This window comes from Thermanaeromonas sp. C210 (assembly GCF_013167955.1).
Lineage (GTDB): Bacteria > Bacillota > DSM-521 > Neomoorellales > Neomoorellaceae > UBA12545.
In genome coordinates, this window is sequence record NZ_BLWF01000001.1 from 104581 (window position 1) to 129650 (window position 25070).

General features: G+C 62.5%; 20 protein-coding genes. 19 read left to right on the plus strand and 1 reads right to left on the minus strand.

What is annotated here, in order from left to right; genetic code table 11:
* The first annotated feature begins 740 nt into the window (after positions 1-740).
* The 7 genes from TAMC210_RS00545 to TAMC210_RS00575 all read left to right on the plus strand — a co-directional run bounded on the left by TAMC210_RS00545 (position 741) and on the right by TAMC210_RS00575 (position 8134).
* Positions 741-1658 (plus strand): MurR/RpiR family transcriptional regulator, encoded by a 918-nt coding sequence (locus TAMC210_RS00545; protein ID WP_173296876.1) that lies wholly within the window; start codon positions 741-743, stop codon positions 1656-1658.
* Positions 1642-1926 (plus strand): TIGR04076 family protein, encoded by a 285-nt coding sequence (locus TAMC210_RS00550; protein WP_173296877.1) that lies wholly within the window; start codon positions 1642-1644, stop codon positions 1924-1926. The genes TAMC210_RS00545 and TAMC210_RS00550 overlap by 17 nt, the downstream gene beginning before the upstream one ends.
* Positions 1927-2005: 79 nt before the next feature.
* Positions 2006-3040, plus strand: a complete 1035-nt coding sequence (locus tag TAMC210_RS00555) for a BMP family protein (RefSeq protein WP_173296878.1) — start codon at positions 2006-2008, stop codon at positions 3038-3040.
* Between the two features lie 58 nt (positions 3041-3098).
* Positions 3099-4637 (plus strand): ABC transporter ATP-binding protein, encoded by a 1539-nt coding sequence (locus TAMC210_RS00560; protein ID WP_254388441.1) that lies wholly within the window; start codon positions 3099-3101, stop codon positions 4635-4637.
* Entirely contained in the window at positions 4628-5743 is a 1116-nt protein-coding gene (locus TAMC210_RS00565) for an ABC transporter permease (protein WP_173296879.1), read from the plus strand. Before TAMC210_RS00560 ends, TAMC210_RS00565 begins: the two co-directional genes overlap by 10 nt.
* Positions 5730-6659 (plus strand): ABC transporter permease, encoded by a 930-nt coding sequence (locus TAMC210_RS00570; protein ID WP_173296880.1) that lies wholly within the window; start codon positions 5730-5732, stop codon positions 6657-6659. Before TAMC210_RS00565 ends, TAMC210_RS00570 begins: the two co-directional genes overlap by 14 nt.
* Positions 6660-6766: 107 nt before the next feature.
* Positions 6767-8134 (plus strand): UbiD family decarboxylase, encoded by a 1368-nt coding sequence (locus tag TAMC210_RS00575; protein WP_217267206.1) that lies wholly within the window; start codon positions 6767-6769, stop codon positions 8132-8134.
* Here TAMC210_RS00575 and TAMC210_RS00580 read toward each other — a convergent pair.
* The gene (locus TAMC210_RS00580) at positions 8106-8840 is read right to left on the minus strand and encodes a GntR family transcriptional regulator (RefSeq protein ID WP_173296882.1); all 735 of its coding nucleotides are present in this window, start codon (positions 8838-8840) and stop codon (positions 8106-8108) included. The two genes, TAMC210_RS00575 and TAMC210_RS00580, sit on opposite strands and share 29 nt — an antisense overlap.
* A 472-nt stretch (positions 8841-9312) precedes the next feature.
* Here TAMC210_RS00580 and argF point away from each other — a divergent pair, with 472 nt between their 5' ends.
* The 12 genes from argF (at position 9313) to TAMC210_RS00640 (ending at position 25058) form a co-directional block, all read left to right on the plus strand.
* Positions 9313-10293, plus strand: a complete 981-nt coding sequence (argF, locus tag TAMC210_RS00585) for an ornithine carbamoyltransferase (protein WP_173296883.1) — start codon at positions 9313-9315, stop codon at positions 10291-10293.
* Between the two features lie 191 nt (positions 10294-10484).
* Positions 10485-11714: an amidohydrolase family protein gene (locus tag TAMC210_RS00590; RefSeq protein ID WP_173296884.1), complete on the plus strand. Its 1230-nt coding sequence runs from the start codon at positions 10485-10487 to the stop codon at positions 11712-11714.
* Between the two features lie 100 nt (positions 11715-11814).
* On the plus strand, positions 11815-13008 hold the full coding sequence (locus tag TAMC210_RS00595; RefSeq protein WP_173296885.1) for a YgeY family selenium metabolism-linked hydrolase: 1194 nt from the start codon (positions 11815-11817) through the stop codon (positions 13006-13008).
* 17 nt (positions 13009-13025) lie between these two features.
* Positions 13026-13655: a flavodoxin family protein gene (locus tag TAMC210_RS00600; protein ID WP_217267207.1), complete on the plus strand. Its 630-nt coding sequence runs from the start codon at positions 13026-13028 to the stop codon at positions 13653-13655.
* Between the two features lie 418 nt (positions 13656-14073).
* Positions 14074-15174 (plus strand): 4Fe-4S binding protein, encoded by a 1101-nt coding sequence (locus TAMC210_RS00605; RefSeq protein ID WP_173296886.1) that lies wholly within the window; start codon positions 14074-14076, stop codon positions 15172-15174.
* Positions 15175-15245: 71 nt separating this feature from the next.
* Complete coding sequence (locus TAMC210_RS00610) at positions 15246-16763, plus strand: ABC transporter ATP-binding protein (protein ID WP_173296887.1); 1518 nt, start codon at positions 15246-15248, stop codon at positions 16761-16763.
* A gap of 136 nt (positions 16764-16899) precedes the next feature.
* On the plus strand, positions 16900-18297 hold the full coding sequence (locus TAMC210_RS00615) for an amidohydrolase family protein (RefSeq protein WP_173296888.1): 1398 nt from the start codon (positions 16900-16902) through the stop codon (positions 18295-18297).
* 44 nt (positions 18298-18341) lie between these two features.
* The gene (locus TAMC210_RS00620) at positions 18342-19421 is read left to right on the plus strand and encodes an ABC transporter permease (RefSeq protein ID WP_173296889.1); all 1080 of its coding nucleotides are present in this window, start codon (positions 18342-18344) and stop codon (positions 19419-19421) included.
* Positions 19414-20343, plus strand: a complete 930-nt coding sequence (locus tag TAMC210_RS00625; RefSeq protein WP_173296890.1) for an ABC transporter permease — start codon at positions 19414-19416, stop codon at positions 20341-20343. Before TAMC210_RS00620 ends, TAMC210_RS00625 begins: the two co-directional genes overlap by 8 nt.
* A 20-nt stretch (positions 20344-20363) precedes the next feature.
* Complete coding sequence (locus tag TAMC210_RS00630) at positions 20364-22592, plus strand: xanthine dehydrogenase family protein molybdopterin-binding subunit (protein WP_254388493.1); 2229 nt, start codon at positions 20364-20366, stop codon at positions 22590-22592.
* Between the two features lie 91 nt (positions 22593-22683).
* Entirely contained in the window at positions 22684-24030 is a 1347-nt protein-coding gene (locus TAMC210_RS00635; RefSeq protein ID WP_173296892.1) for an amidohydrolase family protein, read from the plus strand.
* The gene (locus TAMC210_RS00640; RefSeq protein WP_173296893.1) at positions 24027-25058 is read left to right on the plus strand and encodes a BMP family protein; all 1032 of its coding nucleotides are present in this window, start codon (positions 24027-24029) and stop codon (positions 25056-25058) included. Before TAMC210_RS00635 ends, TAMC210_RS00640 begins: the two co-directional genes overlap by 4 nt.
* The last annotated feature ends 12 nt before the right edge of the window (positions 25059-25070 follow it).

The following is a 25070-nucleotide window of genomic DNA, read 5'->3' on the forward strand; positions in this document are numbered from 1 at the left end:
GCCGTACAGGCCGATGAAGGCGACTATCTTGCTTATGAGGTGCGGGGAGACAGTGTAATTCTGCGCAAAGCACCTCTCTATCCTCGAACCAGCTTTGATGACGGTATCTGGCGCTTGGTGGGGTCGGCGGAAGATAGGGAAGGGAGAGAAGGACGTATCTACTAATAAACATAAGTACCTGGGGGATGGGCAATGAAAGTGCTGGTGCACGGATGCCACCAGTTTTGCCGTTATGGTTCGCCTTTCCTTTGATCTGGCCTTCACCTACGACCGGCATTTTATTCAGTACGGGTGGAGAACCCCAAAGGACGTAGTGGTACCTGAAGGATAGTAACCTTGTCTGCTAGGGAACCGGATGAAGAGACAATCGGCGTGGTTATGTTTAAAATTATTGCACATCAGAGGGCCCCGCAAGCAGGAAATACCATGGAGGCGGCGAATATAATTTAATGTAACTGAGTTACGTGCTCCGTCTTAAAAAGGTGGAAGTGAGTTACGCAAAGGTGGGGCAGTATACTCGCCGCGGACAGACGCTGGCAGAAAGAACCAAAGTGCGCCGCGGCGGGACCGGGCACTCCTGGCAGGCTGAAAGGGGCCGGTAGAAAAGGGCCGGCAGGCCGGGATGAGGGGCGGCCGGGAGACGGGTAGGAGAGGCAGTAGACTCCCGCCCGAGGGCGCCGCAGGTGAGCTCACCCGGAGCGCTGCCCGGACGCCGTAGGGGTAGACGGGTGGTCTTTCAGATGAACCGAACTGTTGCGCGAAGGCTGGCCCTCCTCCTGGAGGAGCTGCCGCCGGCGGAGAGGGCCGTGGCAGAGGTCATCCTCCGGGAGGCAGGGGACAGCGCCCGCCTCTCCATTTCCGAGGTGGCTCTGCACGCCGGTACAAGTAAGACGACCGTCCTTAGACTGTGTCGTCGGCTGGGCTTCGAGAGCTTCAAGGATTTTCGCCTGGCCCTGGCGCGCGAGGCCGGGAGCCAGCGGGAGAGCCTGGACCTGTCCCTCATCACCCCGGAGGACGACGGGCCTACCCTGGTGGCTAAGGTGCGGAAGCTCCACACCGAGGCCATCCACACCGCCCTGGCCAACGTGGACCCCGCGGAGCTGGAGCGGGTGGCTGAGGTGCTGCTGGAGGCCAGGAGCATCAGGCTGTTCGCCTGCGGGGGCGCGGCGGTGACGGCCATGGATGCCCACCACAAGCTCCTCCGCCTGGGACTTAACACCTACCTGTCCCTGGACCAGCGGGAGCAGAAAATGCTGGCCGGGGTGTCCCGGCCGGGGGATGTGGTGTGGGCCTTCTCCTTCTCCGGGGCCACCTCCAGCCTGGTGGAAGCCCTGCGGATAGCCCGGGCCGCCGGTGCCACGGTGGTGTCCCTCACCAACAACCGGGATTCTCCCATAGCCGGGCTGAGCGACTTCAAGCTCTTCGGGGTGACCAATTACCTGTCCCACCTCACGGGAACCCTGGAGTTCCGCCTCTCGCAGCTTAGCATCCTGGATAGCCTGTTCCTGGTGATGATTAAGCTCGGCCTGCCGGAGGTTTCCCGGCACCTCCAGCGGACCCAGGAGATCATAGAGGCCGACCTGTGGAAGAAAAATAAACGTTCCGTACTCAAAGAAAATCCCGAAGAGGAGGAACAAAGGCATGGGGCAAACTGTTGAGGTTACCGTAGTTTCTGTGGAAGGCGAGTGCAGCGCGGGCTTGAAGCCCGGGTACTCTTTCAAGGTCCAGGCGACGAGCTGCCTTAAGCTTGAGGGGGCCGAGGGGGTCTGCCTGGAACTCCTGCACAACGCCTTCCCCGCCATCATGGCCATGGCCTTCGGCAACCTCCCCTTTGAGAAGGAGGGGCAGGCCCTGGTGGCCTGTCCCGATCCCGTGAGCAGGGTGGTAGTTCGCCTGACACGGAAGGGGGGGATGTGCCGGGAGTAATTTCTGGGAACTTAAATCCATCGCCGAGGTGCCGAGGATAAGGGGCTAAAAGACACCGTAAAGGGGGCTTTCGGAAAGGATGAAGACCGCGCTCAAGCTGTTTGCCGTCGCCGTCCTGGGCCTTTTCCTCCTGGGCTGCGGCGGGGGGTCAAAGGAGCAGCCCTCCCAGGGGAACCAAGGCCAGCAGCAGGAGGAAAAGCTCCGGGTGGCCATGGTTCTTACGGGACCCATCAACGACGCCGGGTGGAACGAGTCCGCCTATAAGGGGCTGAAAGAGGCCGAGCAGAAACTGGACATAGAGACGGCCTATACGGAAAACGTCCCGCAGCCTGACTATGAAACCGTGATCAGGGACTATGCCGACAAGGGCTACGACCTGATCATCGCCCACGGCTTTGAGTTCACCGATGCCGTTAAGGCCGTGGCGCCGTCCTTCCCCGACACCATTTTCGCGGTGGTTAACGGCCAGGACTTCCAGGAGCCCAATATGGCCTCCTACCGTTTCAACACGCCGGAAACGGGCTTCCTGGCCGGGGCGGTGGCCGGCCTGATAACTAAGACCAACGTGGTGGGCATGATCGGCGGTATGAAGTTCCCCCATATAGTGGACTCCCTAAAGGGATTTGAGGCAGGGGCCAAATATGTAAACCCCAACGTAAAGGTCCTGACGGGCTATACCGAGTCCTGGACGGACATCCCCAAGGGTAAAGAGATGGCCCTGGCCATGATAGAGCAGGGCGCCGATGTGGTGACCTGCAACGCCAACCAGGTGGGCCTGGGTGTCATCGACGCGGCCAAACAGAAGAACATCAAAGCCATAGGTTATGTCGACGACCAGTACAATGTTGCGCCGGAAACCGTGGTGGTGTCGGCCATCCAGAGCGTCCAGGACATGATGCTCTATATTATCGACCAGGTAATGAAAGGTGACTTCAAACCCGGCCTCTACCTTCTGGGGAGCAAGGAAGGGGCCATAAGGCTCTCCTCCTTCCACGGGCACGAGAAGGATCTGCCCGAGGGCGCCATGAAGAAAATCGAAGAAGTGGTGGCCGCCATTAAGGACGGCTCCCTGAAGGCCCAGGGCATCCTGCCCAAGTCCAGCTTCGAGCAATAGCAGTTGACGGCGGTGTAGCCCCGTCTCCGGGGTTGCACCCCTTGAAGGAGTGTCGGCCGTGAACGGGGAAGTAGTGCTGGCCATGCGCGGTATTACCAAGCGCTTTCCGGGCGTCGTGGCCAATAAGAACGTGGATTTCGAGCTCCGCCGGGGGGAAGTTCACGCCCTCCTGGGGGAAAACGGGGCGGGGAAAACCACCCTGATGAACATCCTGTACGGGCTGTACACCCCCGATGCCGGGGAAATTTACGTAAAGGGGCAAAAGGTGACCATTTCCTCGCCCAGGGACGCCATCGAGCTGGGGATCGGTATGGTCCACCAGCATTTCATGCTGGTGCCCACCCTAACCGTGGTAGAGAATGTAATCCTGGGCATGCCCAGCAGCCCCCTGGCCCTGGATCTGAAAAAGGCCCGGCAGGACATCCGGGAACTCTGCCAAAAATACAACTTCCAGCTGGATGTGGACAGCAAGGTGCAGGATCTTTCCGTGGGAATCCAGCAGAGGATTGAACTCATCAAGGCCCTCTACCGCGGGGCGGACATTCTGATCATGGACGAGCCCACGGCGGTGCTGACTCCCCAGGAAGTGGAGGAATTGTTTAATAACCTGCGCCGATTCATCCAGTCGGGCAAGTCGGTAATTTTTATATCCCACAAGCTGTGGGAAGTGATGCGCATCGCCGACCGGGTTACGGTGTTGAGGGCCGGCGAGGTGGTGGCCACCGTTAACACCCGGGACACCACCAGGGAAGAGCTGGCCGCCCTCATGGTCGGGCGGCCGGTAATGATGGAGTACGCCAAGGTTGAGGGCCGTCGGGGCAGGCCCCTCCTGACCCTGGAAAAGGTGAGGGTTCGCGGGGAGCAGAAGGCCTCGGAACTGAAGGGGGTCACCTTCACCGTCCACGAGGGGGAAATCGTGGGCCTGGCCGGGGTGGACGGTAACGGCCAGAAGGAGCTGGCAGAGGCTATTATGGGGCTTAGGCCCGTGGAAAGCGGCAGGGTCCTCTTTGACGGCCGGGATATCACCAACTGGACCACCAAGGCCCGCATTGAAGCGGGGCTGGCCCACGTGCCCGAAGACCGGCACAAAGAGGGGCTCGTACTGGATTTTACGGTGGCGGAAAACTTGGTGCTGGATACCTACGACAAGCCGCCCTTCACCCACAGGAAGGTGTTTTACCCCCAGGAGGTGAGAACCCTCGCCCAGAAACTGGTAAGGGAGTTCGACATCCGTCCCCCGGACCCGGAAACGGTGGTCCGCAACCTGTCGGGCGGCAACCAGCAAAAGGTGGTCCTGGCGAGGCAGATCAACCGCAAACCCCGCTTCCTCCTTGCGGTTCAGCCCACGCGGGGCCTGGATGTGGGGGCTACCGAGTTCGTCCACCAGCGCCTCCTGGAAGAGAAGCGGAGGGGAGTGGCCATCCTTCTCATTTCCGCCGACCTGGATGAAATCCTTCTGGTTTCGGACCGGGTGCTGGTGATATACGAAGGTCAAATCATGGGAGAAGTCATTCCGGGACGGACCACCTATGCGGAAATAGGGTTGCTCATGGGTGGCGGCTCTAGGCAGGGAGAGGAGTGCGCAGCGTGCAGTTGAAATTGGGCAAGTGGGAGATAAGCATAGAGCGCAAACCGAAGGTATCGGGCCTCCTGGCGGGAATCCTCGGTCCGGCGGCCGCCCTGGTGCTGGCCTTTATAGTGGCATCCTTTATCATTGCCCTTTCCGGGGCCAATCCCCTCCTGGCCTACAAGTACATGCTCTCCGGGGCCTTCGGCAGCCTGCGGAGCTTTACCGAGACCCTGGTCAAGGCCACGCCCCTGCTGCTCAGCGGGCTGGGCCTTACGGTCGCCTACCGCACCGGCCTCATCTCCATAGGCGCCGAGGGGCAGATGATCATGGGCGGCCTGTTTGCCACCCTGGCGGGGATTTACATGGGGTGGATCCCGGGCCCGGCCCTGATCCTGGTGGTGATGCTGGCCGGCATGGTAGGCGGCGGCCTGTGGGGGGCTATACCCGGATACCTCAAAGCCAGGCTGGGCGTTTCGGAAGTCATCAACACCATTATGTTGAACTACATCGCCATTTTCCTGGTGTCCTACCTGCTGGACGTACCCCTTCGCGAGCCTCCGGGCTACTTTCCCCAGACCGCCCAGATAGCCCGGCACGCGTGGCTTCCCTATGTACTTCCCGGCACGCGCCTGCACCTGGGGGTCCTCATCGCCTTTGCCTCGGCCTTCGTAGTTTATTTTCTGCTGTGGCGTTCGCCCCTGGGCTACCAGATGCGGGCCGTGGGCTACAACCGCGAGGCGGCCAGGCACAGCGGCATGAACGTCGGCAAGAACATGGTCCTGGCCCTCAGCCTCTCGGGGGCCTTTGCGGGCCTAGCGGGGATGGTGGAGATAGCGGGGCTGCATCACCGGCTGCTCAACGGCTTCAGCTCGGAGTACGGGTTTGATGCCATGGCCGTGGCCCTCCTGGGCAAGCTGCACCCGGGGGGGGTAACCATCGCCTCCATTTTCTTCGGAGCCCTCAGGGTGGGGGCCAATATGATGCAGCGCAGCGTCCAGGTCCCGGCCTCTCTGGTCTTCGTCATCCAGGGGCTGGTGATCCTTTTCGTCCTCATGGACGAACTCCTGCGCAATTATGTTATACGCATTTTTGCCAAGCCGGTTCTGGAGGAAAAGAGTTATGGACTTAAATAACCTTGCAGGATTCCTCGCGGCTACCTTCCGCATGGCCACTCCCATCCTCCTGGCCAGCCTGGGAGGGGTTTTTACCGCCAGGGTGGGCATCATAAACTTCGCCCTGGAGGGCATCATGCTGGTGGGCGCCTTTATGGGGGTATACGGCTCCTATGTTACGGGTAATCCCTGGATAGGTGCCCTCATGGGCAGCCTGGGCGGACTAGCGGTGGCCCTCATACTGGGGTACATGAGCATTACAGTAAAGGCGGACCAGGTGGTGGCCGGGACGGGTATCAATATTTTGTCCATCGGCCTTACCAGCTACCTGCTCAACGTGGTCTTCGGCATAGGGGCCAAGCCTTCTGCAGTGGCGGCCTTCCAGGAATGGGCGGTGCCCGGGCTCAGCAACCTGCCCTTCGTGGGACCGGTGTTGTTCCGGCAGATACCCCTGGTGTACGTCGCCCTCCTGTTGGTGCCGCTCACCTGGTACATTATCTATAAGACCCCCTTCGGCCTCAGCATGCGGGCTATCGGCGAGCACCCCCGCGCGGCGGACAGCCTGGGCATCAATGTGTACCGGGTGCGTTACCTGGCGGTGATCATTTCCGGCATTCTTGGGGGGTTGGGAGGAGCCTTCCTCTCTATCGGGCAGCTCTCGGTCTTTATGGAGAAGCTCACGTCGGGACGGGGCTACGTGGCCTGGTCCACGGTGACAGTGGGCAAGTGGAACCCCCTGGGGATTATGGGGGCCTCCTTCCTGTTCGGGGCGGCGGACGCCCTGCAGCTTCGCCTGCAGACTTTGGGCTTTAAGATTCCCTACCAGTTCTTCCTCATGCTGCCTTACATCCTGACCATCCTGGTCCTGGCAGGTGTGGTGGGCAGGACCGTTCCCCCGGCCTCCATGGGTAAGCCCTACGGTAAGGAAGGCCGGTAACCCCGGGGCAGCCCATCCCCGAGAGCCCGCAGGCTGCCAGGAGTGGAGGACCACGGAAATTCGCAGAAATAAATTCGCAGAAATATATGAGCATCAGGAGGATGGCTATGGATTTGAGGCAATATCTAGACCTGCTCCGTGAAAAGGGGCACCTGGTGGAAATTAGCCGGAAGGTGAGCCCCCGGTTCGAGCTGGCCAACGTAATCAACACCATGCTCCAGGAGGGCGGGCCCATCGGTCTCTTCACCAACGTGGACCATCCTTCGGGCATGATGGTCACCGGGGGCCTGCTGGCCCACCCGGAAAGGGTGGCCCTGGCCCTGGGCTGCCGGGTGGAGGAGGTCAACTCCCGGGTGGAGGCTGCGACCGAAAATCTAGTCGAGCCGGTGACGGTGGAGCGGCCTTTGTTCCTGGAGAACGTGTTCCAAGGGGAGGAGGTGGACCTCACCCGCCAGCTCCCCATCCCCCACCACAACCCGGGGGACGGCGGGCCGTACATCACGGCGGGCATCGTTATCTCCCGGGACCCGGTGACCGGCCGCCAGAACTACTCCTACAACCGGCTGCACCTTAAAGGACCCCGGAGGCTGGCCGTGATGATGAACGAGTGGCGGCATATAGCCTGGTTCTACCGGGAGGCGGAAAAGCGCGGGGAGCCCCTGCCCATAGCCGTGGCCATCGGCATGGACCCGGTGGTGGAGATAGCGGCGGGCTTCCGCATAGAAGACGACGAGATTAAACTGGCGGGCGCCCTGCGGGGCCGGCCCATGGAGCTGGGCAAGTGCGCCACAGTGGATATCTATGCCCCCCAGGAGGCGGAGATCGTCATCGAGGGGCGCATCCTGCCCCATCACCGCGAGGAGGAAGGCCCCCTGGCCGAGTTCACCGGCCACTTCGGGGAGGTTTATCAGCACCCGGTGGTGGAAGTCACGGCCCTCTGCCACCGCCACCGGCCCGTCTACCGCACCATCGTGCCGGGCTCCTTTGAGCATGTTTATATAGGCAACGTGCTGCCCAGGGAGCCCATGCTCCTGCGCTTTGCCCGGCATGTATCCCCCAATGTGAAGGGGGTGCACCTCCTGCCCTGCACCGGCGGGTTTATGGCGGTTATCTCCCTGGACAAGCAGAACCAGGGGGAACCCAAGAATGTGGCCCTGGCCGCCCTCATGACCCACGTGAACATCAAGATGGCCCTGGTGGTGGACACCGACGTCAACATCTACGACACCGGCGACCTCCTCTGGGCCCTGGCCACCAGGGTGGACGCGGCCCGGGACATCTTCACCGTTCCCTACGCCCAGGGCATGGAGAACGACCCGACCACCGGGGCCGACGGCACCCACACCAAGGTGGGCATCGATGCAACCCTGGACCTGGCCCTACGGAAGGACTACAGGCGGGTGGTTTACCCGCGGGTGAACCTGAAGGAATACCTGCCCTTAGGGGCTACCGGCCCCATTTCCTCAGCATGCTAAGCTGCACGATCCGCGGGTGGAATACGATGGTGTTGTAGCAGAGCCGCCGGTCGTAGAGATCGAAGAAGAGTTCCTCCCAGGAAATAAGAGGATGATCCTCCGGCAGCTCAAAAATCTCCGCCAGCGGGGCATCGGCCGAGAGGGGCTGGAAGGTGAGAATGGAGTGGGAGGGCTCCGCATTGCAGCAGGCCTTGAGGACGTCCACGATGGTGGGACCGGCCGGTAAATTCCTTATGTCGTTGACCACATGGATCCTGGGTATCCGGATGGTGATGAATACCGCCGGCCGCCCGTCGGCCAGGTAAAGGCGGTCGAAGATGTAGAGGGGGGTTTCGCCCGGGGCCAGCCGCAACTTCTCCGCGATGGCCGGTGCCAGCTCCCCCTCCCGGAAGTTCCGGTGCTCTACCGCTACCTCGTAGCCGCTGGCCTTGAGTAGGCGGGCGATGTCGGAGATGAGGTCGATGCGCATGCGGTTTTCCAGGGCGCTGGGGTGGGCGAAGTTGCCCACGCCGTGTTTCTTGGACACCACGCCCTCCCGGGCCAGGATCATGAGAGCCTCGCGGATGGTGGCCCGGCTTATGCCCAGTTTTTCGGCCAGTTCCTCTTCCGGCGGGAGCCGGTTTTCTGGGAACCTGCCCTTTTGGATCATGTCGATGATGGCTTCTTTGGCCTTCATGTAGAGGGGTGTAAGATGAAGCTTCTGCATGGTCCATCTCGGCTCCTCGATGTTATGAAATTATACAAAATAATTATCTCATTTCGAGCAAGGGGCCGCAACTCCTCCTTCCCCTGAACCATCCCCACTTTTTAGCCAGGCGTGATTTAGCTCCCGCTCGCTCGGTGAGCCTCGCGGACCAAACTAGCGCTCAATTTTCGGACTCCGGCGGGGTTCCCGGCTCATTCGGCTTCCCTGCCTCAGGAGCCGGCCTCGGCCGTCCATGGCCTCGGCCCCGCCTCCGTCCTCAATTTCGCTAAGTTTGGTCTTCCGCTCGGCTCAAGTCGCTCGCTTACGAGCTAAATTACCCTCTCAAATCGGGGATACGTCAGCTCCTTCCCGGAAAAATAAAACCGGGCCCCTTGGGATAAAAAATCTCCGGGAAGAGGTAGGAGTTCCGTACCTCTTGGCGAATTATAATATCAAGCCAGCCTGAAATTATCGCTTGATGGAGGGAGTCACATTGCAGACCAATCTCAAGGGTAAGCACCTTATCACCCTGCAGGAGTGGACCAAGGAGGAAATCGAGACCCTGCTGGACCTGTCCTTTGAGCTGAAGCGCCGGAAGATGCTGCGGGAAAAGCATCACCTGCTGGAAGACCGTACCTTCTACATGCTCTTTTTTGAGGAATCCACCCGCACCCGCAATGCCTTCGAAACCGGCATGACCCAGCTCGGGGGACACGCCATTTACCTGACCCCCAAGATGACCCAGATCGACCACGGCGAAACGGCCAAGGACACGGTCGAGGTGCTGGGCCGCTTCGGGGACGGAATAGGGGTGCGCAACTGCGCTTACAAGAAGGGCAACGCCTACATGCGGGAACTGGCCAAGTGGGCCAAGATCCCGGTAATCAACATGCAGTGCGACCTGTACCATCCCACCCAGGCCCTTGCGGACCTCATGACCATCCGCGAAAAGTTCGGCCATAACCTCCGGGGCCTCAAGTTCGTCATTTCCTGGACCTACGCGCCCAAGTACATCCGGCCCTTGTCCATGCCCCAGTCCTTAATCCTCCTCATGCCCCGCTTCGGCATGGACGTTACCCTGGCCCACCCGCCCGAGTTCCACCTCCTGCCGGAGATCGTGGAACAGGCCAAGAAGAACGCGGAGGAAGCCGGGGTCAAGTTCGAGATCGTCCACGATATGGACGAGGCGTGCAAGGACGCCCATGTGGTGTACGCCAAGAGCTGGGGTCCCATCGCCTACACCGGCAGCGACACCGAGGGAGCGGAGCTCATCGAGAAATATAAGGACTGGGTGTGCAACGGCCGCCGCATGGGCCTGGCCAAGCCCGAAGCCATCTACATGCACTGCATGCCGGCCGACCGCGGCATAGAGGTTACGGAAGACGTCATCGACGGGCCGCAGTCGGTGATCTACGACGAGGCCGAAAACCGGCTCCACACCATCAAGGCTATCCTGGCGGCCACCATGCGCTAGGCGCAAGGCCTGCCTGACTTCAATGCCGCCGGCCGGGAAGCGGTACGGCGGCAAGGGAGCGGCCTTAACCCGGCGTCCGGGGACGGGCCGTCCAATACCAAAGCCCCCTCCCTGCTCCCGGCGGGGATAAAGGCCAGGCCGGGCCCGGCCGGGAGCAGTAAATTTTTTACCGGAAGGGAAGAGGAGCGGAGATGGACCTTCTGCTGCGGCGGGCCAGGTTTATGGACGGGTCCCTGCAGGACATCGCAATACGGGACGGGAGAATCAGGGACATGGGACCGGATCTCCCCGGCCCGGCGCGGGAGATCGTTGACGTAAAGGGCAGGCTGGTGATCCCGGCCTTTGTGGACGCCCACACCCATCTCGAGAAGGCCCTGGTGGGGGTGGCCGGGGGAGCGGCCTCCTTGGAAGAGGCCATCCTGGCCTTTGCCCGCCTCTACAATACCCTGACCAGGGAGGACGTCCAGGCCAGGGCCGGGAAGGTGCTGGAAATGGCCATCGGCCACGGCACCGGCACCCTGCGGAGCCACGTTACGGTGGTCCCCGAGATCGGCCTGGTGGCTCTGGAGGCCCTCCTGGAGCTCAAGGAGAAGTACTCCCCCTTCATCGACCTGCAGCTGGTGGCCATGCCGGCCGGGGTGGATTACGACCTGGACGATGCCACCCTTAAACTTTTAGAGGAGGCGGCCCGCCTCGGCGTGGACGCCCTGGGCGGCGCGCCCCATCTCTCCCGGGACCCCTTTGATAGCATAGACAAGACCTTTGACCTGGCCGAGAAGTACGGCCTACCCGTAGATTTCCATGTGGACGAGCACGACGAGCCAGACGTGCGGACCCTGGAGTATCTGGCGGAGAAGACCCGGGAGCGGGGATGGGCCGGGCGGGTGGTGGCTGGCCACTGCTGCGCCCTGGCGGCGGTGCCCGATGATGTGGCCGCCCGGGTCATAGAAAAGGTGAGGGAAGCGCGAATCAGCATCATAACCCTGCCCTCGTGCAACCTCTACCTCATGGGGAGGAAGGACAGGCAGCCGGTGCGCCGGGGGGTCACCCGGGTGAGGGAGCTCCTGGAGGCCGGGGTCAACGTGGCCTACGCCTCCGACAACATCCGCGACCCCTTCCGGCCCTTCGGCAATGCCGACATGCTGGAGGAGGCCCTCATTACGGCCCAGGTCCTCCAGATGGGACTGCCCCGTGAACTGGAAACGGTCCTCAAAATGGGGACCTACAACGCCGCGGCTGCCACGGGCCTGGGGGAGGACTACGGCCTGCGGCCAGGAGCCCGGGCCGACCTGGTGGTGCTGGAGGCGGAGAGCCCGGCCGAAGCCGTTATTACCCAGGCGGCGAAGGCCTACGTCTTTAAGGGAGGCCGCCTGGTGGCCCGCGGCCGCAAGGATACGGAACTGTATTTTAAGGTAGAATAATCCTTCCCTGTGTATACAAGGGGGAAGGCAGGAGATCCTTGAGGTTCGTCGAATAATATGCTTAAAATCGTCAGTATCCTTAAAACAGTGGTGAGAACCAATGTCACTAGAGACTTTGCAGAAGTTTGTTGACGGCCTGCAGGACGAGATGGTAACCTTCCTGCGCGAGTTTATCGCCATTCCCAGCCTTTCAGGCCGGGAGAAGGAGGCGGCCGACTTCCTGCTGGCGGGGATGAACAAGCTGGGGTTTGATGAGGTATGGCGGGATTCCACCGGCAGCGTGGCCGGCCGTCTGGGTAGAGGTAAGACGATCATCCTCTATGATGCCCACATGGACACTGTGGAGGCCGGGGACCCCGCCGAATGGGGCTTTGACCCCTTTAAGGGTAAATACGAAAACGGCGTGGTCTATGGCCGCGGGGCCAGTGACGATAAAGGCTGCCTGACCTGCATGGCCTTTGCCGGGAAGGTCATCAAGGAACTGGATCTGCTGGGCGACTTTACCCTGTACGTGGTGGGGGTGGTAGGAGAAGAGATAGGCGAGGGGTTGGCCATTCGGAATTTCCTGGAGGAAACCGGCATCCGCCCCCACTACGTGGTCATCGGTGAGGCCAGCGACCTGCGCTTGTGCCGGGGTCACCGGGGCCGGGCCCTCCTCCAGGTGAGGGTGCCGGGCCGGGAGGGCCATGCCAGCGTCCCCGAGCGGGCGGACAATGCCCTCTCTAAAGCCGCGGCCATCGTGCGGGAAGTGGAGCGCCTCCCGGAGAAGTTTGCCGCGGACCCCTTCCTGGGCAGGGGCAGCATAGCGGCCACCAAGGTGGAGTGCAAGACGCCCTCCCTCAACACCATCCCGGGAGAGTGTATCCTCTATCTCGACCGCCGGCTCACGGTGGGCGAGACGCGGGAGCTGTGCCTGGAGCAGGTAAGGGAGATCGCGGCGCCCTTCGGAGCCGAGGTGGAGATTATGCGATGCGAGGAGCCGGGCTACATGGGGAGGCCCATAGGCGGCGAGGAGTTCTTCCCCGCCTGGAGCCTGCCGGAGGACCATCCCCTGATACAGGTGGCTGCCGAGACCTTCCGGCGCGTCCTGGGGCGCGAGCCCGTCATCGGCCGCTGGGATTTCAGCACCGACGGCACTTATACCGCGGGCATGGCCGGGATCCCCACCCTAGGGTTCGGACCGGGCTCGGAGGAACATCCCCATACCCTTAGAGATCAGATCTCCGTACCACAGCTCTTGGACGCCCTGAAGGTATACGCCTACCTGCCCCGCATGCTGGCCGGGGGGCGTTAGAGGAAGGAGGCCTCGCCGTGGCGGTGAAACTCCTGGGCCTTTCGGGCAGCCCCCGCAGGGGCGCGACGGAGTACGTGCTGCAAGAAGCCCTTAAGGCGGCCACATCTGCCTTCCCCCAAATCGAGACGGAGCTCATGGTCCTGCGCGGCCGCAAGGTGGCGCCGTGCAACGGGTGCGGCTACTGTAAGAAGAACAAGACGCGCTGCTGTATGCAAGACGACATGCAGGAGCTCTTCGACCGGTTCGTGGCCGCCGATGCCTACCTGGTGGCTTCCCCGGTCTACGTAATGGGGCCCACGCCCCAGCTGGCGGCCTTCTTCAGCCGCCTGCGGCCGGTACACCATGTTTTTCCCGAGGCTCTGCGCAACAAGGTGGGCGGGGCCATAGCCGTGGGAGGCACCCGGAATGGCGGCCAGGAAGTGACCGTTAACCTGATAATCAATTATCTCCTGACCCGCGGCCTGGTGGTGGTGGGCGGGGAGATCGGCGGATATGCCGGCGGCAAGGTATGGTCCCGGGATCTGGGAGCCGAGGGAGCCGGTGAGGATGACATCGGTATGGACACGGTGAAGGGGCTGGCCCGCAAGGTGGCCGAGGTGGCCGTCATTATGCACGAGGGGCGGAAGGCCCTAAAGAGCGCCCCTTAGGGGAAGAATACCGTGAATATTTCGGGTCCGGGGTGAGGGGGTTACGGCCTGCGCGCGAAGGGCCGGGCCGGCCCCCCCACCGCGGCAGGTTATAAACGCCGCTAGTTTACGGCAGGGATCACGGCTGAGGAACCTGAGCTATCCCCGCTTTTCGCCGGGGTGGCCTGCTTAGGCTTCAAGGGAGCGATTAAACCGGAGCGGTAGCCAAACTTAACGAAGCCGAAAGCGGAGGCGGACCCGAGGCCTTAAGAGGCCTGCGGCCGGCAACTGAGCTGTGTGTCGAATTTGCCTGGGAAGTCCGCTTTAAACCTTGAGGCTGAGTAAGTTAGGGCCCGCGACGGTTTTTGGAGCGAGCTGAAGCCAAGCAGGCCGGAGTCAAAAGCGGGGTGCGCCAGGTGAGGAACAGGAGGATACAGGCATGGCTGACTTGACGGTGAATTTCCTGGGGAAGAAACTGCGCAATCCCTTCGTCCTGGGGGCCGGGCCGCTGACCTACAGCGGGGAAGCCCTGGTGGCGGCCTGGGAGACCGGATTGGGGGCGGTGGTAACCAAGACCCTGCGCCGGGAACCGGCCGACAATCCCTACCCCCACATGGTAGACATAGGCCGCGGTACCCTCATCAACGCCGAGAAATGGGCGGACCTGACCGCGGAGCAGTGGATTGAAAAGGAGATCCCCCTGGCCAAAAAGCACGGGGTGGTGGTCATCGCCTCCGTGGGGCATACGCCGGAAGAAGCCGAAGAGCTGGTCCGGCCGGTGGAGGAGGCGGGAGCCGATTTCATCGAACTCGTGTCCTATGAAGAGTCTACCATGATCCCCATGGTGGAGAAGACCAAAGAGCGGGTGAAGATCCCGGTCATCGCCAAGCTTTCCCCCAACTGGCCGGGTCTACCCCGGGTGGCCGCCCGTTGCCTGGAGGCCGGGGCCGACGCCATTACGGCCGTGGACTCCTACGGGCCGGTCCTGCGCCTGGACGTGCGGACGGCCAGGCCCCTGCTCGGAGGTCCCTACGGCTTCGGCTGGCTGAGCGGAGGGGGCCTCAAGCCCATCGCCCTGCGGGCGGTGGCCGAAATCTGCCTGGCCAACCCGGGCGTCAAGGTGATAGGCCTCGGTGGCGTGAGCAGCGGGGAGGACGCCCTGGAGATGCTCCTGGCCGGTGCCGGCCTGGTGGGGATCTGTTCGGTGGCCATCAGCCGGGGCCTAAAGGTAGTGGAGACTTTGACCCGGGAACTATCTTCCCTTCTGGACGAGCTTAATTACTCCTCGGTGGAGGAGGCCTCCGGCCGCAGCCTGCCCTATCTCCTCCCCCAGGAGCAGAAGGAGAAGCTCCGGTTCCGGTACGATCCGGAGAAGTGCACCGACTGCCGGCTGTGCGTAACCCGCTGCCCTTACGGCGCCCGGCGGCTGGAGATCAAGAAGATGGAGCTGGACGAGGAGAAGTGCAGAAACTGCGGCTACTGCGTTTCGGTCTGCCGGCCCGGCGCCCTGACTTCGGACCGTCTGCGCGGCTGGGCTTAGGGGCGCCGGCCGGAACCCTGGCGGGGAGAATGAACTTGCACTACCCGACTTGAAGAGGGGAGACCAAAGCCATGGCATGTCTCTTGGAAATGCGGGATATTGTGAAAGATTTCGGGACCCTGCGGGCCAACGACCACGTGAACCTGCAAATAGAGGAAGGGGAGATACATGCCCTCCTGGGAGAAAACGGCGCCGGAAAATCCACCCTCATGAACATCCTTTACGGCCTGTACCACCCCACCTCCGGCACCATCCTCTTCCGGGGAAAACCCGTTAAATTGAACTCGCCCCAGGATGCCATAAATCTGGGGATAGGTATGGTCCACCAGCACTTCATGCTGGTGCCGGCCCTGACGGTGGTAGAAAACATCATCCTGGGCATGCCGCGGCGGTGGGGGCTCGTGGACCTCAAGACTGCGGCCCAGGAAATCCAGGAGGTTTCCCGCAGTTACGGCTACGAGATCGATCCCTTTGCCAAGGTGTGGCAGCTGTCGGTGGGCGAGCAGCAGAGGGTGGAGATCATTAAAGCCCTCTACCGGGGGGCCCGGCTGCTCATCCTGGATGAGCCCACGGCCGTCCTCACCCCCCAGGAGGTGCGGGAGCTGTTCCGGGTCATTCGGCGCCTGGCGGAAGATAAGTACACTGTCATCTTTATTTCCCACAAGCTCAACGAGGTCATGGAGCTATGCACCCGGGTGACGGTCCTCCGCAGCGGTAAAGTGGTGGGCACGGTGAACACCTGCGATACCACCAAGGAAGAACTGGCCCGCATGATGGTGGGAAGGGAGGTTTTCTTCAAGCTGGACAAGGAGCCTCCCCGCCTGGGGGATGTCGTGCTGGAACTGGATAAAGTAGAAGCTCTGAACGAGAAAGGGCTTAAGGCCCTGAAGAACCTCAGCCTGCAGGTGCGGGCGGGAGAAATCCTGGGCATAGCCGGGGTGGACGGCAACGGGCAGAGCGAACTGGCCCAGGTGATCACCGGCATGCGTAAGCCGGTGGCCGGACGCATACGCCTTAAGGGCCGCGACGTCACGGGCATGGGGCCGCGCTTTATCTACGAGCAAAAGGTGGCCCACATTCCCGAAGACCGGCAGGCAGAGGGCCTGGTGATGGATATGACCATCAAAGAAAACCTGATCCTCCGCCAGTACTACCGGCCTCCCTTTGCCAAGGGCCTGTTCCTGAAGTGGCCGGCCATCAAGGAGAACGCGGCCCAGCTGATGAAGGAGTACGACGTCCGCGCCCCCCACGAAGAATTCCTGGTCAAGACCCTGTCCGGGGGGAACCAGCAGAAGGTGGTGCTGGCCCGGGAAGTCTCCCCCCAGCCGGATCTTATCGTCGCCATGCATCCCACCCGGGGCCTGGACGTGGGGGCCACCGAATATGTTCACCGGCGCCTCCTGGCCGAGCGCGACCGGGGAGCGGCCGTGGTTTTGATTTCCACCGAGCTGGATGAGATCTTCAACTTGAGCGACAGGATTGCGGTGATCTACGAAGGCGAGATTATGGGCATCGTGCCGGCGGATAAGGCCGACCGGGAAGAACTGGGCCTCATGATGGCCGGCTCCAAGCGCCTTAAGGCCTCCTGACGCTTCTTACGGGCGGCGGCACCTGCAGGGGGCGGGAGGCCGGGAGTTCTCAGAAGAAGGGCGAAGCCCATCCGGTCCTCGATATGCATGGGATACCCCGGGAGGGGGATGGACCGGGAAGAAGGAGGTTTGCGGTGTGCTGGATCATTTGCTCCTCAACGCCACGGTGGTGACGGTTAACCCGCGGCGGGAGATCATAGAGGGCGGCGCGGTGGGTGTGGAAGGCGACAGGATTGCAGCGGTGGGGCCGGCCGAGGAAGTCCTCCGCCGGTTCGGCACGGCCAGGCAGGTATGGGACCTGGCGGGCAGGGCGGTGTTTCCCGGACTCATCAACACCCATAATCACCTTTTCCAAACCCTCATCAAAGGGTTGGGAGACGACCGGGTCCTTTCCGACTGGCTGAAATACGTTACCTTTCCTACGGCGGCCTATCTGGAACCCGAAGATACCTACTACGGTGCCCTGTTGGGATGCCTGGACGGTCTCCATAGCGGGACCACTACCATGGTGGATTATATGTACCCCCACCCGCGGCCGGGCTTAAGCGACGGCATCCTCGAGGCCTTCCGCACCCTGGGGGTGCGGGCCGTCTTCGGCCGGGGTTACATGAATACGGGGGAAAAGTACGGCGTGCCCCGGGCCATTATGCAGGATAAGGACGAGGTGGAAAGGGATTTCCGCCGCCTCTACAACGAGTACCACGGCGACATGATCAAGATATGGCTGGCCCCGGCCGCTCCCTGGTCCAGCGACCGGGAAACCCTCCTGGCGGTACGGGACCTGGCCCGGGAATTCCAAACCGGCGTGGCGGTTCATATTTCGGAGACGCCCTTCGACCGCTGGGCTACCGAAGACCTCCACGGGGTTCCCGACGTGGATCTCATGGTGGAGCTGGGGCTAATGGGCCCCAACCTCCTCATGGTCCACTGCGTCCACCTGACGCCGCGGGACATCCGCACCATCCGGTATTTCGATGCCCGGGTTTCCTACAATCCTACCAGCAATATGTATCTCTGTTCCGGCGTGGCCCCCATACCCCGGCTGGTAGAGGCTGGGGTTACGGTGGGCCTGGCGACCGACGGCGCCGGGAGCAATAACAGCAACGACATGCTGGAGACCCTGAAGCTCGCCGCCCTGCTGCAGAAGGTCCATCACCTCGATCCCACGGTGATTACGGCCGAGAAGGTACTGGAACTGGCCACCATAGATGCGGCCAGGGCCATCGGCCTGGAAGGAGAGATCGGCTCCCTAGAGCCGGGCAAGAAGGCGGATCTCTTTGTGTTCAACCCCTTTAAGGGGGCCAAGGCCGTCCCCATGCACCACCCCGTCTCCACCCTGGTCTATTCCTCCTCCCAGGCCAACGTGGAAATGGTGATGGTGAACGGCAGGGTGGTGCTGGCGGACGGTAAGGTACAGACGGTGAACGAGGAAAGGGTTTTGCCCGAGGCCCACCGGGCGGCAGTAAGACTGGCCGAGCGGGCGGGAACCGGGCGGTTCTTGGCCGAACGCGGGTGGCGTTCCCTGGCCTTCTAATGCATGCTGGCACTTATTCGCCTTAAGGAGTTGAGGAAGAAGTCATGAAGCGGCTCGTCACTCCAATAGTGGCCGTAATTATCGGGCTCGCGGTGGGCGCCGTGGTGATTTCCCTCATGGGTTTGGACCCGGTGGAAGCCTACCGGAACCTCCTTAGAGGGGCCCTGGGCTCCAAGAACGGCCTGGCCGAAACGGTGGTCAAGGCCACGCCCCTCATCTTTACGGGCCTGAGCTTTGCCATAGCCCGCATGGCGGGGCTCTTGAACATCGGGGCCGAGGGCCAGCTTTATATCGGGGGCCTTACGAGCATTGCCGTAGGCATTTACCTTCAGGGATTGCCCCCGGTGGTGCACCTGCCCCTGGCCCTCCTGGCGGGCTTTGTGGGCGGCGGGCTGTGGGGGCTCATTGCCGGCGCCTTGAAGGTCCGCTTCGGGGCCAGCGAGATCATTACTACCGTGATGCTGAATTATGTGGCCATATATCTTGTAAGCCTTATGGTGACCGGCCCCATGATCGAGCCCCCGGGCAACTTCCCCCAGAGCCCGCCGGTACAGGATAGCGCGCAGCTACCCATTGTCCTGCCGGGGACCAGGCTCCACCTGGGGTTCGGCGTGGCCCTGTTGATGGTGCTCTTCTACTACGTTTTTCTCTGGCACACCACTGTCGGCTACGAAGCGCGGGTGACGGGGTCCAATCCCCGCGCGGCCGGTTATGCCGGTATTAACGCGGCGCGCAACACCCTCCTCATTATGTTCCTGGCGGGGGGTATGGGCGGGCTGGCCGGGGCCAGCGAGATCCTGGGCGTGCAGCACCGCCTGTTCCAGAACTTCTCCCCGGGCTACGGCTTCGACGGGATAGCCGTTGCCCTGCTTGGCTACAATACGCCCCTGGGGATCATCCTCGCTTCCCTCCTCTTTGGCGTACTGCGGAGCGGGGGGAACATGATGCAGATGGTGGCCAAGGTGCCCGTGGCCATTGTGTACGTAATCCAGGCGGTGGTAATCATCCTTGTAGCCTGCGAGGAACTGTTCCGGCGCTGGCAGAAGGCCAAGGGCCGGCCGGGGTTCAGCCTGTCGGCGTTGCTTTCCGCGCAGCCTAGGGAGGTCAAGGAGAGCCATGACTGATTTCATAAAGGAACTCACCAATTTCCTGGCGGCCGACGTCCGCACCGCCGTTCCCCTGCTCCTGGCTGCCACGGGGCTGATTTTCAGCGAGCGCTCGGGGATTGTGAATATAGGTGCCGAGGGCATGATGCTTATTGGGGCCCTGGCCGGGGTTGTGGGGTCTTACTTCCTAGGCGACGCCTGGATGGGGGCTTTGTTGGCGGCCCTGGTGGGCGCCCTTCTGGGGCTGCTGTTCGGCTTCCTGGTAGTCACGGCCCGGGCCGACCAGGTGGTCATCGGGGCGGCCTTCAACATCCTGGGCCTGGGGCTGACTACGTCCCTCGCCCGGGTTATCTTCGGCGTCAATACCTCGCCTCCGCCCATCGACGCCTTCAGGCCGGTGGCCGTGCCCGGGCTGTCCCGCATCCCCGTCCTGGGCGAAGTGCTCTTCCACCAGTCGGAGCTCACCTACCTGGCCCTGCTGCTGGTGCCCGTAGCCTACTTCGTCCTGTTTAAAACCACCCTGGGGCTCAGGGTGCGGGCGGTGGGCGAGTATCCCCGGGCGGCCGACACCGTGGGCATCAACGTCTACCGCATCCGCTACGGTGCCAGTATGGTGTGCGGCCTGTTCTGCGGCCTTGCCGGTTCCTACCTGTCCTTAAGCCTTCTTAACTTCTTCACGGAGAACATGACCGCGGGTAAGGGATTTATCGCCCTGGCGACGGTGATCTTCGGCAAGTGGAATCCCTTCGGCGTTCTGGGGGCGGCCCTGGTATTCGGGGCCGGGGAGGCCCTCCAGTACCGCCTGCAGGCCACCGGAGCCAATATTCCCTACCAGATACTCCTCATGATACCCTACCTGCTCACCATAGGTGCCCTGGCGGGTTTTGTGGGCCGTGCGATACCGCCCGCATCTTCCGGCAGGCCTTATGTCAAGGAGTGAGGTGAAATATTTTGTGCGCCGTGCGTCTTGAAGCCGAGGCCAAGGTTACGGGCCGGGCCAAGTACGCCGCCGACCTGTTCTTCCCCGGCATGGTGCACCTCAAGGTGGTGCGGAGCCCGCTTCCCCACGCCCTCATTAAGAGCATCGATGCTTCGGAAGCCCTGAAGGTGGAGGGCGTCCTGTCCGTGTTTACCGGCGCGGATTTCCCGGGGAGGGTGGCCCAGGAAAGGGAACGGCCGGTCCTGGCCCGGGACAGGGTGCGCTATGTTGGGGACGGAGTGGCCGTGGTGGTGGCGGAGAACGAGGAGGCGGCGGAGGAGGGCGCCCGCCGGGTCAGGGTGGAATACGAGCCGCTGCCGGCGGTGCTGGACCCCCTGGAGGCCCTGAAACCGGACGCTCCCAAGGTGCACGGGGAGAGCAACGTCATCTGCCACCACGTGGTCCAGCGCGGCAACCCTGAAGAGGGCTTTGCCGAGGCCGAGGTCGTCCTCGAGCGTACCTACCGGACCCACCGGGTTCAACATGCGGCCCTGGAAGTGGAGGCGGCCGTGGCCGTGCCGGAGGGGGACCATATGGTGGTCTACTGCCCGGGCAAGAGCCCCTTCAACGCCCGGCGCATAGTGGCCGAGGCCCTGGGCTGGCCCCTGAACCGGGTAATTATAAGGGAGACTACCATCGGCGGGTCCTTCGGCGGGAAGGATTACGATATGGGGGTGCTGGCCGCCCGGGCGGCCCTGGCGGCCAACCGTTTGGGGAGGCCGGCCCGCATAAAGCTCACCCGCGAAGAGTCCACCGTTGAGGGGACCAAACGCCATCCCTACGTACTGAAGTACAAAGTGGGGGCGAAAAAGGACGGGACCCTCTGCGCCATGGAAGTGTACGGCGTGGCCGATGGGGGGGCGTATGTGTCCAAGACCCCCTTGGTGACGTGGCGTTCGGCGGTGGAGGCCACGGGGCCTTACCGCATCCCCCACGTCCAAGTGGACATCTACGGCGTGTTTACCAATAATGTGTACGCCGATGCCCTGCGGGGGTTCGGTTCTCCCCAGGTAGACTTTGCCGTGGAACTGCTTATGGATGAACTTGCGGGGATCCTGGAGCTGGACCCCCTGGAGCTGAGGTTGAGGAACGGCCTCAGGGAGGGGGATACCGGGCCCACGGGCCAGGTCATGCGGGACGTCAGCCTGGCCACCTGCCTGCGGCGGGTGACGGATGCGGCGGGCTGGGCGGAGAAGCGACAGGCCTATGTAAATCAGAAGGGATACCGGCGGCGGGGAATCGGTCTGGCCTGCAGCTTCCGCGGCTCCTGTTTCGGCGCCGGGGGAGAAGGCCTGGACGCTGCCGGGGCCGCCCTCCTGGTCCACAGGGACGGCACGGCCGACCTTTCCTGCGGCATTGTGGAAGTGGGACAGGGCTCCCGCACCGTCTTCGCCCGCATTGTGGAGGAGGTCCTCGGCCTTCCCCTGGACAGGATCCACGTCAATGCCCTGGACACCGCCCGCGTGCCGGACAGCGGCCCCACGGTAGCCTCCCGGGGCACGGTCATCGGCGGCAATGCCGTCCTGCGGGCCGCCGAGCAGGTGCGCCGGGCCATGGAGGGGGTGGCCGCCGAGATGCTGGGGTGCTCACCCGGGGAAGTCACCTTCCGCGCCGGGCAGGTGGCGGCCCGGGACCGGTGTGAGGCCCTGGCCTTCGAGGAGGTGGCTGCCGAATGCTACCGCCGGGGCGTGAGCCTGTACGGTTTCGGGTGGTACAAGGCGCCGGACCTGTCCTGGGACCGGTCCTGCGGACAGGGCGAGGCCTATTTCGGATACGTCTATGCCGCCAGTGTGGCCGAAGTAGAAGTGGATCTGGAAACGGGCCAGGTGGAGGTCCTGGGTTACTACGCGGCCCACGATGTGGGTAAGGCCCTGAACCCGGCCGAGGTGGAAGGCCAGATATGCGGCGGCGCCGCCATGGGGATTGGCTACGCTCTAATGGAGGATGTAGGCCTGGCCGGGGGAGAGGTGCGGAACACCAACTATGATCGCTACCTGCTGCCCACCTGCCTGGACGTGGGCACCCTGATCCCCCTGGTCGTGGAGGAACCCTGCCGGTTCGGTCCCCTGGGGGCCAGGGGCCTGGGTGAGCCCGCCACCCAGATTGTGGCGCCGGCCATCGTCAACGCCATATGCCAGGCCATCGGCGGGCGGCTGTACGAGATACCCGCTACCCTGGAAGCCGTGTTGAGCAAGGCGCGGGGGCGCTAGCAGGGCCCTCCTGCCCCATAAGAAGATTAGGCGCGGGCCGCGGTCGCCGGCCGGGCTCCGCCGGACTACGAGCGAGGGAGCGTGAAGGCTCATGGGCATTCTTATCAAGGACGGCTGGGTTCTCACCCGGGAGGGGGAGCGCCTGGAGTTCAAACGGGGCTACGTATGGATCGAAGGGGACCGCATCCGGGAAGTAAGATCAGACGACGAGCGTAAGACGGTCCTGGAGCAGCAGTGCGCCCTGGTCATCGATGCCCGCGACTGCGCCGTACTGCCCGGGTTGGTAAACGCCCATTCTCACCTCTTCCAGACCTTCATCCGGGGGCTGGGGGACGATAAGCCCCTTATGGAATGGCTCCGGTCCGCCGTCTGGCCCCTGGCCACCTGCATGGAGGAAGAGGACTTCTACCTGGCGGCCCTCATCGGGTGCCTGGAAAACCTTAAAGGCGGGGCCACTTCGGTTATAGATATGCATTACGTCCACACCACCAAGGCCAGCTCCGATATGGTCCTACAAGCCATGCAGGACGCGGGGATACGGGGCTACCTCTGCCGGACCTCGGCAGACCAGAATTACCATCCGCCTCTCATGGAGGATAAGGACACGGTCTTTAAGGAGATGGACCGGCTCCTGAGCCGGTGGCACGGAGGGGCCGGAGGGAGGCTTAACCTGGTCCTGGGCCTGCTCAATCCCTGGGCCTGCTCGGCCGAGCTGGTGAGGGCGGCCGTGGAGTATGCCCGGGGGAACGGCTTGCGGCTGCAAATCCACGTGGCCGAGAGCGATGCGGTAGTGGAGAAGACCCTCAAGGCCTACGGGATGCGCAACGTGGACTGGCTGAAGGAGCAGGGCTGCGTGGGAGAAAACGTCCAGTACGTGCACGGGGTCTGCCTGGAGGACGACGAGCTGGAGGTCCTGCAGCAGCACGGGGTATCCCTGGTCCACTGTCCCATTGCCAATATGTACCTGGCCTCCGGGACCGCCAGGGTTACCGACTGGCTGGCTAAGGGTCTCAATGTGGCCCTGGCTACCGACGGGCCGGGCAGCAACAACAGTCAGGATATGATGGAGGTCCTGAAGTTCACTGCCTGCCTCCAGAAGCTCCGGACCATGGATGCAGCAGCCCTTTCCTGCGGTCAGGTTCTGGACATGGCTACCTTGGGAGGGGCCCGGGCCCTGGGAAGAGAAGACCTGGGAGTGCTGGAGGAAGGGGCTAAGGCTGACGTGATAACTGTGCGTCTGGACCGCATGCATATTGCGCCGGTGCACAGGATCGATTCCGCCTTGGTATATAATGCCAATGGAGGTGATGTAGACACCGTTGTGGTGGACGGCAGGGTAGTAGTGTATCGCGGGCGCTCTACCATGGTGGACGAAGAGGAAGTAATTGCCAAGAGCCAAGAAAGGATAGCCCGTTTGAGGAGGAAGGTGGGCCTATGAAGAAATTGGTGGCAATGTTGGCCGCGGCATTCATGGTGATGTTTTTGGCGGGTTGCGGCTCCGGCTCCAAAACCGGCGGCAACGCCGGGAGCCAGGCGCCCTCTACCGGCGAAGCTTCCGGGGAAAAGGACCAGCTGAAGATCGCCCTGCTTCTGCCGGGACCCATTAACGACATGGGTTGGAATGCCTCGGCCTATGAGGGATTAAAGCAGGCCGAGGAGAAGTACGGCGCTTCGGTGGCGTACGTGGAGAACGTGGCCCAGTCCGACATGGAGGAGAACTTCCGGGGCTTTGCCCTGCAGGGATATGACCTTATTATCGGCCACGGCTTCCAGTTCGGGGATGCGGCCATGAAGGTGGCCTCCCAGTTTCCCAACGTGAAGTTCGTGGTAACCAGCAGCAACATCTCCCAGCAGCCCAATGTGGCCTCGGTAAACATCGACAACGAAATGCAGGGCTTCGTGATGGGTGCCGTGGCCGCCCTGCTGACCAAGTCGGGCACGGTGGGCGCCATAGGCGGGGAGCAGATACCGCCCATTATAGGTTCTGTGGAGGGCTTTGAGAAGGGGGCCAAGTACATCAATCCCGATGTCAAGGTCCTAACGGCCTACACGGGCAACTTTAACGATGTTAACAAGGCCAAGGAGACGGCCCTGGCCATGATAGCCCAGGGTGCCGACATTATTATGGCCAACGCCAACCAGGCGGGCCTCGGCTCCATCCAGGCCTGCCAGGAGAAAGGGGTCTTGGCCATCGGCAGCAACATGGACCAGAATCCCATCGCCCCCGATACGGTAGTGGTGAGCGTCATCAAGAGCGTTCCCGTCCTCATTTCTTACGTTGTAGACCTGATTTACAACAATCAGTTTGAGGCCAAGTTCTACAACCTGGGGGTCAAAGAAGGGGCGGTTTACCTCTCCCCGTGGCACGGATTTGAGAACAAGATACCCCAGGAGGTCAAGGACCGGGTGGCCTCCATTATGAAGGATCTGGAAGAGGGCCGGCTGGATATCCAGCAGTATAAGTAAGGAGCTACAGGC